At 54.5% G+C, this 484-nt stretch carries 1 protein-coding gene; it reads right to left on the bottom strand.

Features of this window, described 5'->3' with window-relative positions:
• Nucleotides 1-120: 120 nt before the first annotated feature.
• Nucleotides 121-484 (bottom strand): ImmA/IrrE family metallo-endopeptidase (locus tag AMS65_RS20190; RefSeq protein WP_206542015.1); only part of this gene is annotated, 364 nt, incomplete at its 5' end.

The raw sequence follows: 484 nt of genomic DNA, 5'->3' as shown, positions 1-484 counted from the left end.
TATGTGTATGCAGTCTTATTATGTCTTGCACTATTACCACTTAGCATTGCGATGCTCTGGTCGTCTGTTTTTTTGTTTGACCGGTAATTGCAGAACGGTTAGCCATATTGGCTCCTTTCTTTAGGGATTCCCTCCGACGGGGTCGGAGGTCGCCGCCGTTGTTCGGCGGTCGTCTGAGGTTCTGACCAACGACAGTTTTGGCTGGGGGTCGTCAATGCCTGCCAGCTGACGCACACGTTGGGGGGGGAACTGCAGATCATTGGCGATATCGACCAGACTGACATCGACACTGTCTAGCAACTCGATCGCGTTCCTTAGCAATTCAGGCTGCTCACCAGGAAAGTCTCGGATCGGCTGCGAGCGGCGCGGCATCTTTCTCAAGGTGATCCAGGCGCGGCGCGCAGTCGACTCCGAGACGATCTCGAGTTCCCGAAGACGATAAAGCAACGAGTCGACAGAAACCCCCCAATGCTGACTCAACTCC

Origin of the sequence: Leucobacter celer subsp. astrifaciens (genome assembly GCF_001273835.1) — a bacterium.
Taxonomy (GTDB): Bacteria; Actinomycetota; Actinomycetes; order Actinomycetales; family Microbacteriaceae; genus Leucobacter; species Leucobacter celer.
The sequence above is the reverse complement of the archived record's forward strand: the minus strand, read 5'-3'. Positions and strand labels throughout refer to the sequence as shown.